Annotated in this window: 13 protein-coding genes; 3 read left to right on the forward strand and 10 right to left on the reverse strand. The window is 57.3% G+C overall.

Annotated features, from left to right (window positions below):
• Nucleotides 1-72 precede the first annotated feature (72 nt).
• Nucleotides 73-2,124, forward strand: coding sequence for a peptidyl-dipeptidase Dcp (dcp, locus tag AC07WB_RS09235; protein ID WP_494940373.1), 2,052 nt, complete (start codon nt 73-75; stop codon nt 2,122-2,124).
• Between the two features lie 37 nt (nt 2,125-2,161).
• On the opposite strand, the gene hpxO is transcribed toward dcp, so the two are convergent.
• Entirely contained in the window at nt 2,162-3,319 is a 1,158-nt protein-coding gene (hpxO, locus tag AC07WB_RS09240) for an FAD-dependent urate hydroxylase HpxO (RefSeq protein WP_494940374.1), read from the reverse strand.
• Between the two features lie 248 nt (nt 3,320-3,567).
• Here hpxO and AC07WB_RS09245 point away from each other — a divergent pair, with 248 nt between their 5' ends.
• Together AC07WB_RS09245 and AC07WB_RS09250 are read left to right on the forward strand one after the other, a co-directional pair.
• Nucleotides 3,568-3,807, forward strand: a complete 240-nt coding sequence (locus tag AC07WB_RS09245) for a hypothetical protein (RefSeq protein ID WP_097097355.1) — start codon at nt 3,568-3,570, stop codon at nt 3,805-3,807.
• Between the two features lie 75 nt (nt 3,808-3,882).
• Nucleotides 3,883-5,145: an acid phosphatase gene (locus AC07WB_RS09250; RefSeq protein ID WP_494940375.1), complete on the forward strand. Its 1,263-nt coding sequence runs from the start codon at nt 3,883-3,885 to the stop codon at nt 5,143-5,145.
• Nucleotides 5,146-5,174: 29 nt separating this feature from the next.
• On the opposite strand, the gene AC07WB_RS09255 is transcribed toward AC07WB_RS09250, so the two are convergent.
• The 9 genes from AC07WB_RS09255 to AC07WB_RS09295 all read right to left on the reverse strand — a co-directional run bounded on the left by AC07WB_RS09255 (nt 5,175) and on the right by AC07WB_RS09295 (nt 14,274).
• Nucleotides 5,175-5,675, reverse strand: a complete 501-nt coding sequence (locus tag AC07WB_RS09255; protein WP_494940376.1) for an RES family NAD+ phosphorylase — start codon at nt 5,673-5,675, stop codon at nt 5,175-5,177.
• Nucleotides 5,675-6,157 carry an Xre family toxin-antitoxin system antitoxin gene (locus AC07WB_RS09260; protein WP_494940377.1) on the reverse strand — a complete coding sequence of 161 codons (483 nt, stop codon included), beginning with the start codon at nt 6,155-6,157 and terminating at the stop codon, nt 5,675-5,677. Before AC07WB_RS09260 ends, AC07WB_RS09255 begins: the two co-directional genes overlap by 1 nt.
• A 103-nt stretch (nt 6,158-6,260) precedes the next feature.
• Complete coding sequence (locus AC07WB_RS09265; RefSeq protein WP_494940378.1) at nt 6,261-6,590, reverse strand: DHCW motif cupin fold protein; 330 nt, start codon at nt 6,588-6,590, stop codon at nt 6,261-6,263.
• 65 nt (nt 6,591-6,655) lie between these two features.
• Complete coding sequence (locus AC07WB_RS09270; RefSeq protein ID WP_494940379.1) at nt 6,656-8,140, reverse strand: FGGY-family carbohydrate kinase; 1,485 nt, start codon at nt 8,138-8,140, stop codon at nt 6,656-6,658.
• A 60-nt stretch (nt 8,141-8,200) separates the two neighbouring features.
• A complete protein-coding gene (locus tag AC07WB_RS09275; RefSeq protein ID WP_097097349.1) occupies nt 8,201-9,040 on the reverse strand; it encodes a class I fructose-bisphosphate aldolase in 840 nt (279 codons plus the stop codon).
• Nucleotides 9,024-10,778, reverse strand: coding sequence for a glycerol-3-phosphate dehydrogenase/oxidase (locus AC07WB_RS09280; RefSeq protein WP_494940380.1), 1,755 nt, complete (start codon nt 10,776-10,778; stop codon nt 9,024-9,026). Before AC07WB_RS09280 ends, AC07WB_RS09275 begins: the two co-directional genes overlap by 17 nt.
• Complete coding sequence (locus AC07WB_RS09285; RefSeq protein WP_097097347.1) at nt 10,771-11,760, reverse strand: sugar-binding transcriptional regulator; 990 nt, start codon at nt 11,758-11,760, stop codon at nt 10,771-10,773. The genes AC07WB_RS09280 and AC07WB_RS09285 overlap by 8 nt, the downstream gene beginning before the upstream one ends.
• A 13-nt stretch (nt 11,761-11,773) precedes the next feature.
• A complete protein-coding gene (locus AC07WB_RS09290; RefSeq protein WP_097097346.1) occupies nt 11,774-12,769 on the reverse strand; it encodes an ABC transporter permease in 996 nt (331 codons plus the stop codon).
• Complete coding sequence (locus AC07WB_RS09295) at nt 12,766-14,274, reverse strand: sugar ABC transporter ATP-binding protein (protein ID WP_097097345.1); 1,509 nt, start codon at nt 14,272-14,274, stop codon at nt 12,766-12,768. The genes AC07WB_RS09290 and AC07WB_RS09295 overlap by 4 nt, the downstream gene beginning before the upstream one ends.
• Nucleotide 14,275: the final 1 nt, after the last annotated feature.

Below are 14,275 nucleotides of genomic sequence, written 5' to 3' on the forward strand. Positions count from 1 at the left end.
GAGAGGTGGAAACTGCCAGGATAGAAACATCCCGCCGCCGCCGTGCGGCGTTGCTGATTATCAGGAGCGATAATGACTTCACGAGCCAATCCGTTTTTCACCGCCAGCCGTTTGCCGTATCAAACGCCACCCTTTGATCAGATTCAGGAAGACGATTTTCTGCCTGCGCTAGAAGCGGGCATTGCAGAAAAACGCCGCGAAGTGGCAGCGATTGCCAGCAATCCGGATGCGCCAGACTTTGCCAACACCTATGAGGCGCTGGAGCGCAGCGGTCAGCTGTTAAAACGCGTCAATCTGGTGTTTGGCGCGATGACCTCTGCCAATACCAGCGATCGTCTGCAGGAAATCGACGAACAGATTACGCCGCAGCTCACCGCGCTGAACGATGAAATCTGCCTCAACAGCCAGCTGTTTGCCCGCCTCGATAGCGTGTATCAACAGCGCGGTTCGCAGTGCCCGGACGCTGAAGCCATGCGTCTGGTGGAAGTCACCTGGCAGCATTTCCAGCTGGCGGGCGCCAGCCTGAGCGAAGCCGATAAAACCCAACTGCGCGCCTGCAATCAGGAACTGGCGAGCCTCAGCACGCGCTTTGGCAACAAGCTCTTAGCCGCCACTAAAGCGGGCGCCTATGTGGTAAGCGATGTGCGGGCGTTGGCAGGATTAAGTGAAGAAGATCTGGCGCACGCCAAAGCCGCCGCCGAAGCGCGCGATTTACACGGTGAATGGCTGATCGCCCTGCAAAACACCACCCAGCAACCGGCCTTACAATCGCTGGAGGTACGCGCCACGCGTGAAGCGTTGTTCCAGCAGGCACTAACGCGCAGCGAGCAGGGCGATGATAACGATACGCGCGCCATCGTGTTGCGCATGGCGCAGCTACGTGCTCAGCAGGCGAGCTTGCTCGGATTCAAAACCTATGCCGAATGGAGCATGCAGGATCAGATGGCAAAAACGCCAGATGCCGCGTTTGCCTTTATGCGCCACATTGTGCCTGCCGCGCGCGCGCGCGCAGAACGCGAAGCCGCTGATATCCAGCGCGCCATTGAGCAAGCGCATCACCGTTTCCCGCTGCGCGTCTGGGACTGGAATTTCTATGCCGAGCAGGTACGCAAAGATAAATACGCGCTGGATGAAAGCCAAATCCGCCCTTATTTTGAGCTGAACAACGTGCTGGAGAAGGGCGTGTTTTGGTCCGCCAGCCAGCTGTTTGGTATCCGTTTCAGCCAGCGTCACGATCTGCCGGTGTATCATCCGGACGTCAACGTGTATGAGATTTTCGATGCCGACGACACACCGCTAGCGCTGTTCTACACCGATTTCTTCAAGCGCGATAACAAGAGCGGCGGCGCGTGGATGAGCAATTTTGTCGACCAAAGCACGCTGCTCGGCAGCAAGCCGGTGATCTACAACGTCTGCAACTACACCAAGCCGCAGGCTGGCCAGCCGGCGCTGCTGAGCTGGGACGAAGTGATTACGCTGTTCCATGAATTTGGTCACGCGCTGCACGGTTTATTTGCGAACCAGCGTTATCCGAGCCTGTCCGGCACCGCCACGCCGCGCGATTTTGTCGAGTTCCCGTCGCAGATCAACGAGCATTGGGCCAGCAACGAAGCGGTGTTTGCTAACTATGCGCGTCACTACCAAAGCGGCGAGGCGATGCCTGGCGAATTGCGTGACAAGATGGTGCGTGCCGCGAAGTTCAACAAAGGCTATGACATGACCGAGCTGCTGGCCGCGGCGCTGCTGGATTTGCAGTGGCATTCTCTGACCACAGATGATAATCCGCAGGACGTGAGTCACTTTGAACTACAAGCGCTGGCGGCGGAAAACATCGCACTGGCGGCGGTTCCGCCGCGTTATCGTTCCAGCTATTTCCGTCACATTTGGGGCGGCGGTTATGCGGCCGGTTATTACGCCTATATCTGGACGCAGATGCTGGCCGATGATGGCTATCAGGCCTTTGTTGAACGAGGTGGATTAACACGCGAAAACGGCCAGCAGTTCCGCGACCATATTCTGTCGCGCGGCAACAGCACCGACCTGCAGCATCTGTGGCTGGCCTGGCGCGGCAGAGAGCCGGAGATCGGCCCGATGCTGAAAAACCGTGGTCTGGAGGACGCGTAACGATTGTTTGTAGGGTCGCCATTCATGGCGACCCGGTTCACCCGAGCGGCCCGCCTTCAATGGTTTCGATCATTCCGGCCAGCACGCGCTCGCCGGTTTCGTTTTTCAAATCCGCGTACCACGCCGCGGTCACTTCTGCATCTTTCGCATGCGTCACATCGCAGCGCTTGCGCGCCTTAAGGACCAGATCTTTAGTGCGATCCACGCGCCGTGCTTCGTAGCGTAGCAGCGCATCCTCAATCCCCAGCGAATGCGCTGCCAGCGTCTGCGCCAGCACCACCGCATCTTCCATTGCCGCGCAGCCACCTTGTCCGATATCCGGTGTGGTGCTGTGCGCTGCATCGCCCAGCAAGGCCACGCGACCTTTGACGAAACGGCTGAAGGGTTCGATATCGTGAATTTCTACCCGATTAGTGGTTTGTGGATTGAGGCTTTCAATCAAGCGTTGCACCGGATCGGCCCAGCCGCTGAAGTAGCCTTTAAGATCGTTTTTCAGCGTGGAGCGATCTTCCGGTAAGCCTTTCGGCAGGGGGACATCGAAGAAAAAGTAGAAGCGATTGCCGCTAACCGGCATCAGCGACACGCGTTTGCCTTCCCCAACAAAAGTGGTCCACTGATCGGCAGGCGCGATGGTTTCATCAATGGTCACCAGACCGTTCCAGTTAACGTAGCCGGCATAACGCCGCTCCACGCTCTCGCCCAACACATAGTGACGGATCACTGAATGCGCACCGTCAGCGGCAATCAGGAAATCGCCCTCGACCTGGCTGCCATCATCAAACCAGGCGGTGACGCCTTGCTCGGTTTGCTCAACCTGGGTCACGCGCTTGCCGAAGCTGATACGCGAACGACCGTAGGTGTCGATTAGCATTGCCTGTAATTCGGCGCGTGCCACCGGGTAAGGATATTCACCAACCTGTTGCACCAGCGGCGTCATGCTGAAGCGGGTGAGCGTATGGCCGCTGTAAGCATCGTTGTAAGCCATAAACGCCATGTTGCCGCCCAGTACGCGCAGCGACGCTTTCATGCCTAATGCATTGAGGCATTTAACGCCGTTTGGCCAGATAGAGATTGCCGCGCCCACCGGTTTCATCTCTTTCACTGCTTCAAACACCGTTGTCTCAAAACCCGCTTTCTCCAGCGCAATAGCGGCACTCATCCCACCAATGCCCGCACCAATGACAATCGCTTTCATATTTATCTCCTTTGCTATGCCTTAGAGATTGCAACTTTTGTACCAGTTATGTCTATGGAGAAAATTATCGATATCATTCTGATTTATAAATGATAATTCAGTGTTTATCTCGGCATGCTGCACGGTAAGGGAACGGCCTGGTGCACCTTATCAGGGCAAGCTGCGCATTTTTGTGAATCAAAGGTTTCAGCATGGTAATTGGCCTGGGAACAGCCATACTGATAGAACCTTTCTGCGAGGACTTACTCATGAAGTGGATAATGGCTTTTACGCTGCTATTCAGCGCTAGCGTGCTGGCGCAACCGCAATGGCAGCCGGAGAGAAAAGCGCCGGTCGTGCAGCTAACGCCAATTGCCGCGAAGTGCGATGTGTCGGCGTGTCAGCAAAACTGCTACGTGCAGCAATCGCAGTGCAAGAACGACAACGGAGGCGGCTGCGGCTCGCTGGCACAAATTTGCGTACAAAACTGTTCCAGTCAGTGTCGTTAAGTGAAATAAATCTGTCACAACAGGGTGCTAGCGTGTTTCCCCGGCAAGGTAATATTTTGATAACAGGGGAAAATAATGAAAACCCGCTTCACACTGATTGCAACGGTTCTACTGCTGGCACAGCAGGCGTATGCGGTTTCACTGCCCGACGCTGCTGCGCTGGCCGATCTAACGTCTACCGGTTCCACGCCCGGCTACTCCCAACTTGAACAGCAATCACTGCAGGCTGAACGGCAGGCGCTGCAAGGCAACGCCAGTGCCTTAACGCGTGAACAGTTGGAAAAGGCCAGGCAGACAGCGAAACAGGCCGACACGCAGTGGCTAAAAAACAGCGGTTACGACTTCAAAAGCAAAGAGAATCAGCAGGCGGGCATAGCGTTGCTTTCAGGCTTTAGCGCACTGCCCAGCAGCGTACTGGATGCCAGCCGCGCCACCGTCAGCAGCATCAACCTGAACGCCACGCAAAACGTCCGTCATCAGGCTCTGGCCGATGCGGAAGCGATTAGCTATCTCTATTTCCTCTCCGATGCGCTCGGTCCGCGCCTTGGCAAAGCGTTCCTCACGGCTTACGACAAAGGTGAAATCGGCAAAGCGGCAGCCCTGATTAAAGCTAGCGAAGTCAGCACCAGCGCGGCGAAGAAACATTTTAATTACCCACGGCCTTTTCTACATGAGGGCAACAGCATCCATCTGGTGCCAGACGATGTGGTAGTGAAAGACAATGTACGTTATACCGCCGACGGCGGCTCCTTCCCAAGTGGCCACACCAATACCGGTTACACCGACGCCTTGTTGTTGGCCGAAATGGTACCGGAGCGTTTTGAAGCGCTGGTGACGCGAGGAGCGCGGTACGGTTATTCGCGTGTGGTGTTAGGCGTGCATTATCCGTTGGATGTGATGGGTTCTCGCATGGTGGCGCAGCGTAACGTGGCAAATTACCTCAACGATGCGCGTTATCAGGCGCTGTTCAGTGAAGCGCGCGATCAGCTGCGAGCCGCATTGGAGAAAGAGTGTGGTACTACGCTTGCAGAGTGTGCACGCAGTGAGGGCAAAAACGATCCGTACCGCTCGCCAGCTATGCTGCCGTTCTATCGCTTCACCATGAGTTATAACCTGCCGAAAGCCGCGGTAAAAAATACGCCGGTTAAGGTGCCGCAGGGCGCGGAGATCTTGTTGAAGGCGGCGCTGCCGCAGCTTTCTGATGCGCAGATTCGCGGCCTGATGGTGAAAAGTGCATTACCTAACGGTTATCCGTTGTCGGGTAATAACGCCGAGCAGTCGTTCTGGCAACGTCTGGATTTAACGGCGGCATATGCATTGGCCAGACCGCAGCGCTAATATGTTGATCGCCATTCCTGCGCGCGGCATCACTCCTTAATCCGCCGGTCAAGCGTGAAGGGCGCTGAAGTGGCCTGGGCGAAAAGGGCGGCAGCGGCGGGATGATCGGGATGCAAAATGGCATTGTCTTCACCGGTCAGAATGCTCGGCACCGTCAGCAGCAAAGGCAATTCACTCTCCAGATTGAGAAAGGCCGCGCCAATCGCCTGCGTCTCTTCCTGCTGCTGATATTTATGCCAGTCGCTGGGCAGCTTGCTGCTGTCCAGCGCCATAATTTCGCTTTCTGGAACCGGCACGGTAAAGATCATAAAGCGACTTTTCTCCAGCATGGCTTTACCCGTATGCACCACCAGTTCCAGCGTGGCGAGCGCCTTTGAGCTGCTGAGATAAACCGTTTTAATACCGGGCGGATTCCAGCGACCGCCCCATTTTTCTGCGCCAGCGCCGCTAAAGGCATCGCTGGCGTACTCTTCTTTCACTAAACGATAAAACAGGCGGTAGGGAGCATCCGGTTCCTTCCGTTGCGTCATTACACAATCACTCCGTGTTCCAGACGGCCAATCAGCGTTAACACCGCATCACAGCCCGCGGGCGTGCTCAGCATCTCCATAGGCACTGCATCATCCAGTGCTAACGCAGGTTGATACATCCAGTGCATCGCGGCGTCAACGTCACCACCAAATAATTGCAGCACGGCATCCAGAATTTCGAAGACCTGATAAACACGAGCGCCTTGCTCCACGGATAGCTGTGAACCGGCTTTCTCGCGACGACGATAGGTATTGCGATCGATTGAGACCATTTGCGCGACGTCCAGCGGTGTCGCTTTGAGCACCGTAGCAGCGCGCTCAACGATGCCAACGTCCAATCCTTCGGTGATCAGCTGGTGCGCTTTGAGCGGATTACGCGGCAATCCCATTTGGTCCATGAAGGATTTATGCACATGCTGCATCAGCGTAGGATCGAAGACGCGTGCGGCATTGCCGTGATTGAATGGGGATGCAGTTGTCATAACAACCTCCTGTGTAATGTTCATTTGAACATTTTGATAGTTCAAGTGTACAGCACTACGCAGAGGTTGTCATTTTTTGTCCGTACGTAAAAACAAATGGCGGTTAATCAACAATAAATAACGTTGCGCCCAGCGTTGTTGAGGAGCGATGTGCTTCCGCATTGTCCGCAACCTGGTAACTGACGCCAGCGGTTAAGGTGAAGGTGCGTCCATCATCCAGCTCGGTCACCATTTCACCTTGCAGGCACAGCAAAATATGTCCTTTACTGCACCAGTGATCTGCCAGATACCCCGCTGAATACTCCACCATGCGAACGCGAATATCACCGAAGCGCTGGGTGCGCCACAGCGCAAAACCCTGTTCACCGGGATGCGTTTCAGGCGCGATGTTGTTCCATGTAGTGATGCCAAAAGGAAGCTGATTGATTTGCATGCGGATACCCTGATGAGGTTGAGGCATCCATGATTAGCAGCCAGCGGGCCTATTAGCCAGTAAAATCAACTGGCTTCCTGCCACATCTCGCGCATCGCTAGTTCGAGTTTTTTAAACACCCGGTAACGCGAGTCATGGAACGCAAAACGCTCCGCACGCGGCAGCAGTTCGCCTGGATTGATCTGCACCGCCTGCTGCACCGCCTCGGAGAGGTTACGCCACGCGCCAACGCCCACACCGGCACACAATGCCGCGCCTAGCGCACCGGTCTCTTTACACTCGGCCACGCGAATAGGAATGCCTAATACATCAGCAAACATCTGCGGCCAGATGCAGCTGCGCGCTGCGCCGCCGGACAAAATCGCCTGGGTAAAGGGAATACCGGCCGCGCGTAACCGATCGATATGCGCGCGATGCGCAAAGGTCACGCCTTCAAATAGCGCAAACAGCATATCGGCACGCGTGTGCCAGCCGCCAAGACCGTAAAATCCGGCTTTCGCCGGTTCCGATTTGCGCCCGGAGTAGAGATAAGGATGATAGAGCGGCAGCTGTGCATTAGGTTGTACATGGGCTACCGTGTCGCTGCTGCGCGCCGCGCCCTGGCCGCCGCGGCCATCGTCAAATTCGCGCAGGAACCAGTCGAGGTTAGCCGCCGAGGTGGCGCTGGCTTCAATCGCCATATAGCGATCGGTTTCGATGATCGAGTTCATAAACACCGGGCGCAGATAATCAGGTTTATCCACCACCACTTGATTGATGCTCCAGGTCCCCGCGACAATCGAGGCTTCGCCGCTGTTAACCACGCCGGAACCAATGGCGCTGGCCACCACATCAAAAATCCCGGCAACCACCGGAATGCCCGCCGGTAAGCCGGTGAGCTGAGCCGCTCGTGGGGTAACATGGCCGACCACCTCGCAGGATTCCCGCAGCACGGGTAGCAGGGTGAGGGCGTCTTCAATGCCGTACAGCGCCAGTAACTCCTGGCTGTAACCCCGCTGCCGATAATCAATCAGGCCGGCACCGGCGGCATCCGAATAATCTGCGCTGATGGCGCCACTGAGAAAATGGGCGATAACGTCTTTGGCGCAGAGTAAATGTCCCACCTGCGCCCAGCGTTCGGGCTGGTGCTGCTTAATCCAGCTGATTAATACCGGCGTCGCCGCAGGCCAGGGCTTTTGCAGTGAAATTTGGTAAATGCGCCGATCCGCGTCGCTCGCCTCCAGCGCCTGCACCGTTTCACTGGCGCGATGATCGATGGATTGAATGCCAAACAGCGGCTGCTGCTGTTTATCCAGTGCGTACAAGCCGTTGCCGTGGCCGGCCGCGCCCACCGCAATCACATCACTCGCCGGCGTGCCCGCCTGTTGCAAACAGCGGCTTACGGCATCGCTGACGCCGTGCCAGATATCCGCCACCGGCCGTTCGGCATAACCTTCCTGCGGGCGCTGGGTTTCTCCTGCGCACTCGGCCACCGACAATACGCGACCGCTGAGATCAAACAGCACCGCTTTGATCATGGTGTTTCCGGCATCAATACCCACTATCTTCATATCCGACTCCGTTCTACAAGCGAAGACGGCGCACCGCTTAAGCGCCGGTGCAGGTAAGGCTTAACCCTGCTGATAAATTTCCAATGCGTCGGGGCCGCTGGCGCCCTGATGAATGATCGCCATCAGCGCTTTCACCACGCGCGACGGATTATCGTGCTGGTAAACGTTGCGGCCATACACCATGCCGCTAGCCCCCTGCGCCATTAGCGCGGCGCTTTTTGCCAGCACGCCCGCCAGCTCGCCTTTGCCGCCACCGCGTACCAGCGTGGGGCAGCGCGCCGCTTCGACCACGCGATGAAAATCTTCCACGTGCTCGGTGGGATCGGCTTTGATGATATCTGCACCTAACTCACGCGCCAGCCGCACCAGCGGCACAATCTTCTCCACATCGCCAAGGGATCCATACGCCGCGCCTTGTCCGGCGGGCGCCATCACCAGCGGTTCAATCATCAGCGGCATGCCATAGCGATCGCACGCCTGGCGCAGACGGCCAATATTCTCGACACACATGCGGAAAATGCCCGGCTCATCGGGGATCAGATAGAGATTCACCACCACCGCAGCGGCGTCCAGCTGCAGCGCGGCGAGGATCGGTTCATCGGGATTGTGCAGCACCGCCCACATTTCACGATGGCGCGCGGCGTTGTAGGCGTTGCCGACATCGGTACGCATCACCAGCGCCGGTTTGCGCCCGGCGACGCGCTGTAGCAGATCGGCCTGACCGTAATTCACCTGAATCGCATCTGGCTGCGCGGTAATCAGGTTATCCATTACCGCTGCGATGTTCTCCAGCCCAATGAGAAAATCTGGCTCGTTGGCGATGCCGTGATCGATCGCCACATCCAGACATTTACCGTGCTGGAACAGGCGATGCATGCGCACTTTATTGGTTACTAACATGTCGTGTTTCCTCCTGAAAAACCGTGGGATAAAGACCGGTGAGGCCGTGTAAACGCGCCAGATTGTCACAGCCACGTTGCAGCTGCTGCGCGCGTTCGGTGTCGCTCCAGCCCAGCGTGGTCGCCATGATCTGGGCAATCTCCTGCACCAGCGGCGCGGTCAGTTCACCGCAGATCGCCAGCGAGGTGCGGCGCACCAGCAGATCTTCCAGCTGGCACACCTGTTCATGCTCAATCAGATAGCGCAATTCGATATCGCTGTACGCCGCGTGATGCTGCAGCGGGTGTTCGCCTTGCTGCTGAATCAGCGCCAGCAGCGGCACGGCGCGGCTGCCGTAACGTTTTGCCAGCTGCATTACGCGCGGCAGCGGCGCAGCATAACGCTGCACCAGCTGCGCCAGCCACGCGGTTTGCCCTGAAGGCGGAGGGAAATCGCGTCCGCCGCCAATCGGCACATCGCCGCTGGAAAGATGGCGTTTTTCGCCGAGCAGGCGCAGCACGCGATCGGCTGCCTCTTCACCAAACTGACGAAATGTGGTCCATTTGCCGCCGACTAAACACAGTGTGCTCCACGCCCGATTGGCATCGGGTGGCAGCATCACCAATGAGTGGTTACGTGAAATCTGGCCGTTGAGTTTGGCATCGCTGGCCGGCAGCGGACGCACGCCGCAGAAGGTATAGACGATAGCGGCATCGGGCACGTCGATGTGGGGAAAGACGAAGCGCAGGGATTCCAGGATATACACTTTTTCATCCTCTTCGCACACCACCGCGTCGGGATCGTCAACGCGAATATCGGTGGAACCCACCAGCACCTTGCCGAACCACGGGAACATGATGCAGACGCGGCCTTCCTGATTTTCGAAGTAGACCATTTCGCCATCCAGCATATGCAGCAGTTCGGGATGATCGAGGATCAGATGCGATCCTTTGGTACCGCCAATCATTTTTGGCAGGTCGTCGCGAGAAGAGATGCGCTGGTTGAGCTGGTCGATCCACGCCCCCCCGGCATTCACCAGCACGTGCGGTTGCAGGCTAAAGCGCTCGCCACTTAACGCATCCTGCAGAATAACGGTTTCGCCCTCGGCGCTCACCAGCTGCAGATAGTTGAGCGCCAGCGCTTCCGGACACGCCTGTTGCGCGTCGTCTATGAGTTCAAACCCCAACCGTTCCGGCGCGCTGATCCACGCATCATAGTAGCTGGCGCTGTACTTCACCCAGGGCGCAAATCCCGGCCAGCGATCGCGCGTGGCCGCTTCACTGCGCACCTGATGCTTCGGCATTGAGCCATACTGGCGGGTGTAGATATCGTAGAGGCTGAGGCCGGTTTTAATCAGCAGCGCGCCGCGCCGCGTGGGCTTATCGCTCAGGCGTAGAAAGCGCCGCGTCGCATTGACCAGCCCGCCAGCGAGATTGTCGATTGGCACCGTCGTACGTAAAGGGAATACATAATGCGAGGCGTTTTTTAACAGGCGATCGCGCTCGGTGACCGACTCTTTCACTAACGTGAACTCACCGGTTTCCAGATATCGCAATCCACCGTGGATCATGCGTGAGAGCGCGCCGCTGGCGGCCTGGCACCAGTCGCCTTTCTCCACCAGAATCGCCGGAATACCTTGCAAGGCCAGTTCACGAAAGGTGCTGATGCCGTTGATGCCACCGCCGACGATCAACACCGGGGTGGACGAGCGCTGGCGTAAGAGGTTCAGGCGCTGCTCGCGCGTTTGAATATTATCCATGAGTGACTCCTCGACTCAGGTCCAGTTCCAGTACGCCTGCCGCAGTGGATTCATCCGTGACCATGCTTTTCAGCCACTGACCATGCAGCGCGCAGCGGATGGGATCCACTTTGTCCCGTCCGGCGACTACCGCCATTGAGAATGGAATACGCTGCAGCTCGGGCAAGGTAAGCGCGACCAGCCGACGGTTGGCGTCAAACGGCGCAGGCTGACCGCGAGCATCCAGCAGCCAGGCTAACAGTTCACTGCGCGCGCCGCTGGTTTCAATACTCGCCGAGGCATGACGCGCCGCCAGGTTGAGGTCATAGTAGCTGGAGCTGTCGCTATGAATCGATCCAAGGCCAACCACGGCCAACGTGGCGTTGCGTGCTTTATCCAGCACATTCTCGACGGCGCTGATGCCCATCAGCATGTCGCGTTCTTCGGCGGAATCGGTAAACAGCGGGGCATGGATCTGCCAGGCGTGTCCGCCGAGGCGCGCCGCCATTTCCGATGCCACGTGATTAACATCGGTGTAATGCTTGCCTTGTACGCAGCCCAGGGCGGGCACCACCTGCACATCGTATTTACGCGTGGGCTGTAAGGCATCAACCAACGCGCTAACGCCTTTCCCGCCGGTAATAGCAATCACATCGCCATCTTTGAGGCGCGAGAGCAGATATTCTGCCGCCGCAGCGCCAACCATTTGCAGACTTTGATCCTCGCTGCGCGCCACATTCGGTGCGACCACCACCTGTTGCAGCTGGCCGAGAGCGGCCAGATCGCTCTCCAGCTGGTGCGCTGACAGCCACGGCGATTTGATGGTGATCTCCACCATGCCGCTCTCTTTACCCTGGCGAATCAGCCGATTGACGCTAGCCACAGACAGGCCAGTCTCAACCGCAATATCCGACTGCTTTTTGCCGTCGAGGTAATACATCACCAGTACCTGGTAAATCTGACGTGCGCTGTGAAACGCGGGATGTTCGCTAGTGAATTCCATGGGCGATAATTCCTTATGCAGCTCGGTATTTATTCAGCAAATGGTCAATAGACACCGCGGCCAGCAGGATCAAGCCTTTAATCAACTCCTGCCAGTAAACGGAGACGTTAATCAAAATCAGCGAGCTGGTAACAATCGACAACAGCGCCACACCGAGCACCGCGCCAAGAATCGAACCGGTGCCGCCTTTCAGACTCGCACCGCCAATCACCGCCGCCGCAATTACATTCAGCTCCATACCCACGCCAAACGTCGGGGTAGCAGAGCCGAGACGCGCCATGTAGATAATGCCCGCCAGCCCAGCCAGCGTTGAGGTCAGCACCGTGACCCACAGTTTGATGCGATTGATGTTAATGCCGGAGTAGGCGGCGGCACGTTCGTTGCTGCCGGTATAAAACACTTTGCGGAACAGGGTTGCTTTACGCAGCAGCACGTCGAACAGCGCCACCAGGACAAAAAACAGCACGATGACAAAGGGAATGCCCCAGATAGCGCCCTGGCCGATAAACTTGAAATTCACCGGCAGAGTAAACAGCGACAGCGGTGTGCCCTGGGTGACGATCATGCACAGGCCGCGCACAATCACCATCGCTGCCAGCGAGGCGATAAAATGGCTGAGGCCGATTTTGGTTACCGTAAGTCCCATGAGTAAGCCCACCAACGCCGCCGCGCCAATGCCTGCCAAACTCGCCAGCCAGGGATCCATGCCGCTCAGGAACAGCTGCCCGGCCACCACCATGGAAAGACAAACCACCGCGCCAACTGAAAGATCGATACCGCCGACAATCAGTAAAATGGTCATGCCGATCACCACGATGCCTTCAATCGAAAACGACAGCAGCATCGCCTTCATGTTGGCCCAGGTGAGGAAGTAGGGCGAGGTAAAGCTCATCACCACGAAGATCAGCGCGATGATCACGATCAGCCCCACTTCGCGCTGCTTGTGTATGCCGCCGAACAGCGACCAGCGCGATTTTTGCAAGGTGGGCAGGGTGGTATTCATGGTCATACGGCCTCCGCTTCAGGATTGATGCCGGCGGCGAGCCGCATCAGATTTTCTTCTGTCATGGCATCACCGGTGACTTCACCGCTAATACGCCCTTCATGAATCACAATGATGCGATCGCACAGGCCAATTAACTCGGGCAACTCCGACGAAATCACCACTAAACCCACGCCGTTTGCCGCCAGTTTGGCGAGAATGCTGTAGATTTCCGCCTTGGCGCTGACGTCCACGCCGCGCGTGGGTTCGTCAAGAAAGACAATTTCCGGCTGTACCGACAGCACGCGGGCTAGCGCGACTTTTTGCTGATTGCCGCCCGACAGCGATGACACCGGATCGCTCAATTTGCCATGCTTCAGTTTCACCTGCTGTGCCAGCGCTTCTGCTTGCTGGCGCTCGCGGCCCGGGCTCAGCAGCAGGCGATGATGACTCACGGCGTGGAGATCCAGTGCCGAAATATTCCAGTCGATTGGCATCGAGAGAAACAACCCGGCGTCTTTGCGATCCTCAGATAAATAAACCATGCGCTGTGCAATGCTGGCCGCGTAATTGCGCAGCGTCACCGCCTCGCCTTTAATGCGGATCGCGCCGCGTTTAATCGGCAATAAACCGCAAATCCCTTGCGCGATTTCACTGCGTCCCGCGCCCATTAAACCGCCGATACCGAGGATTTCACCGGGTCGCAGATCAAAATGAATAGCGTGGAAGTGTTTGCCATCACCGAGATCGCGCACCTGCAACAGCGGCGACACGGCGCTAACCGGGCGTTTATTGGGGTAAAGCTGTGAAAGCTCACGTCCTACCAGGCGCGTAATCACTTCATCGGGCGTCATGCTGCGCAGCGGCGCGCTGTGCACGGTGCGGCCATCACGCAAAATAGTGATGTGCTGACACAGCGCAAAAATTTCCGCCATACGATGGCTGATATACACCACCGCAATCCCTTGCGCCTGTAGCTGACGCACAATGGCAAACAGCGTCTGGGCTTCCGGTTCGGTCAGTGCGGCAGTCGGTTCATCCAGAATCAGCAGGCGACAATCCAGCGTCAGCGCCTTGGCAATCTCCACCAGCTGCTGCTGAGACAGTGAGAGTTCGCCCACCTTGCGGGTCACGGCGATCGGCGCCAAGCGGTTCATCACCGTCTGTGCTTTCTCACGCAGCGCTTTATGTGGCATCAGCACGCCACGCTGGCTGGCGGCGTGCGCCATCCAGATGTTTTCATACACGCTGATATCCGGGCACAGCGCAATTTCCTGATGCACTAAACCTATACCGAGCTGCTGTGCCTCGCGCGGCGAGCGCAGGGTGATAGGCTTGCCATCAAGTAACACCTCACCGCTATCCGGGCGCAGAATGCCATCGATAATATTCATCAACGTCGATTTGCCTGCGCCGTTTTCGCCTGCCAGCGCATGGATTTCACCGGCGCGCAGAGTGAGATCTACGCCCTGTAACGCCCGCACCGCGCCAAAGCTTTTACTGATGCCTCGCAATTCAAGAAGTGCCGTCATG

This window comes from Pantoea sp. GW821-FHT03E06 (genome assembly GCF_059420725.1).